General features: G+C 53.5%; 2 protein-coding genes. Both read left to right on the top strand.

Going from position 1 to position 2,582, the window contains the following annotated elements; all coding sequences use genetic code 11:
• The coding region (locus AC1DWB_RS33435; protein WP_477545400.1) for a peptidoglycan D,D-transpeptidase FtsI family protein at positions 1-1,471 on the top strand (1,471 nt) is incomplete at its 5' end.
• A gap of 161 nt (positions 1,472-1,632) precedes the next feature.
• Entirely contained in the window at positions 1,633-2,526 is an 894-nt protein-coding gene (locus tag AC1DWB_RS33440) for a YheC/YheD family protein (RefSeq protein WP_477545401.1), read from the top strand.
• Positions 2,527-2,582: the final 56 nt, after the last annotated feature.

Below are 2,582 nucleotides of genomic sequence, written 5' to 3' on the forward strand. Positions count from 1 at the left end.
GTTTTATACCGGACTGGTGCAGCCTCTCAYGTGGACAGATGGACTATCTGGACTACCTAAAGCGTTGACAGCTCAGCAGGTGAATCAGATCAACACATTGGCGTTGCCAGGGGTGAAAGTATTTGAGACCGTTCGTCGATACCCAGATAATGCGGCGGCCAAGCAACTGATCGGATACATCGGTGAGAACCCGCAGCGAATCGAGCAAATGTATGCCCGGGAGCTTAAAACTGGACAATTAGCGATTAATAGCCGAATCGGTGTTGCGGGTTTGGAGAAGACGCTGGAATCGTATTTGCAAGGCATCGGCCATACATCKATCAGTCAGTTCACAGATGCCGTTGCGCGTCCAATGGAAGGAATGGAAACCCGGCAGGTGGCCCCGGACAATCCCTATTACCCGCTTCAGGTGGTTACAACGCTGGACTTGCCGCTGCAGCGGGAGATCGAGCAGCTGTTGTCCAAGCTGCAAATCCGCGAAGGCGCTGTCGTCGTACTGGATGCTTCGAATGCCGACGTGCTGGCGATGGCTAGCAGGCCTGACTACAATCCGAATCAGGTCGACCTTGTCGGTGGTCAGTGGAGTAACCGCGCACTGAAGGCGTTCGCACCTGGATCGATCTTCAAGACTGTTGTGGCTGCTGCCGCCCTGGAGGAAGGTGTGGTCAAGCTGGATGAACATTTCCGCTGCGACGGTGCCCTGGGCAAATACGGCTTCACTTGCTGGCTGAAGAGCGGGCACGGCAGTATTACGCTTGAAGAAGCGTTCGCTGTGTCGTGCAACGTGACGTTCGCCAAGGTTGCTGAGAGGTTGACAGGCAGCCAGTTGCAGAGCTATGCGGAGAAACTTGGGTTGGACYGGCAAGTCGGCTGGACGGACAAGCGGGGCAATGGGACGTTCATGCAGTTCGACGCTGAGGAGCAAGGACAAATATTCAATGGCCGAATCCCTTCTGAGGATGAAGGTGTGCGTGTTCAGACGGCGATTGGCCAGCGTGATGTCCTTGTATCCCCCCTGCAAGCGGCCAATCTGGTCGTAACCTTGCTTAATCAGGGCGAGGTGCACCGTCCCAGAGTCATCCAGAGCATCCGGTTCCAGAATGGGACTGCGGCCCAGACGTTTCCAGAGGAGGTGCTGCTTGCAAGAAGAGAAGGTATTTCGACATCGACAGCGAAGCGATTGACAGGCTGGATGCAGGATGTGGTTCAAGAAGGGACGGGCAAGTCGCTTCAGCAAGCGAAGTGGAAACTGGCCGGCAAGTCTGGGACTGCCGAAGTAACTGTGAATGGCAAACCGGCTGTGAACCAATGGTTCATCGGCTATGGACCGGTAGAGCGGCCTCGGTATGCTGTAGCTGTCGTCGTACCGCATGCGAACGAACGTGAGGGTGGACTGGCGCTGAATGTGTTTCGTGGTGTTATGGATGCGCTCGCGCTTCGGGAAGGCAACGTCTCCGCTAGCAAACCCTGACCGGACCGGGGCAATCTCACTGACGGTAGYAATGTCTAATCTAAGCGAGTGCCTAAGGACAAACAAACAGGAGAAGTGGCTCTTCCAAGAATATAGTAAGGCAAGGTCTGTTACGGAAGCCGATCCTTCCGACCAATCTTGCTATTGATGGAGGGGAACTCATGGAGGAAGCCACGAATAACGTTACGGTTATGCCTGACGTGCCTGCTGACACATTTGCTCCGGTATCCGTGCAATCGTATGTGGAAGCAGTAGAACCGACAATCGAACTATTCGCACAAGATACGGAGCCGTTTCTTGGCRAATATCGAGCCGAACAACCGGATCAGGACATTCCCGGTGACCTGGGTGAGTCGGTCATCATCAACAGTCAATACCTTCATATTAAGGCAATCAACTCTAGCCATGTTGCCAGCAAATGGCTTAAAACGATGGTACTGCGCCAAGATCCTCGGATTGCTCAGCATATTCCGGATACGCGGAGATACTCACCAAGTGCGTTATCGTCCATGTTAAGTTCGTACGGCAAAGTCGTGCTGAAGCCCGTTATCGGGAGTGGTGGAGTAGGTCTCATTATGGTTACTAGTTCTAGCGGGCTCTATATGGTACGGCATCAACGCTCTATTCGAAAGTTCGGCAGTTTCGCTGCGCTAGTCACAGGGTTGAGGCGGATTCGCCGGAAACGGAAGTATTTGATTCAACGAGGAATTACGCTTGTCACAATAAACGGACGTCCGATCGATTACAGAGTGAAGATGGTCCGGAAGAACCGTCGCTGGGCCACGACAGCTATGGTCGGTCGTCTGGCCAGACAAGGACTATTCGTCACAAATTTATGTAGGGGTGGGACGATGATGACGTCCGCTGAAGGCATCAGCCGCTCCTTGTCCGTCTCTGCGGTAAAGGGTAAGAAGACCGAGATGCGTCAATTGACTCGGATGTGTATCTCCATCCTGGAGCGCGCATTTCCTGGCGTCGGGAAATTTGGTTTCGATTATGGCATCGATCAGAACGGGATGATCTGGATATTCGAAGTGAACACGCGACCGCACTAACGATGCTGTGAGGTTGGTACGGGGCATGACCGACACAGTTTAGCAAGCTCAAGTAT

It is taken from the genome of Paenibacillus sp. P4_E11, assembly GCF_056401635.1.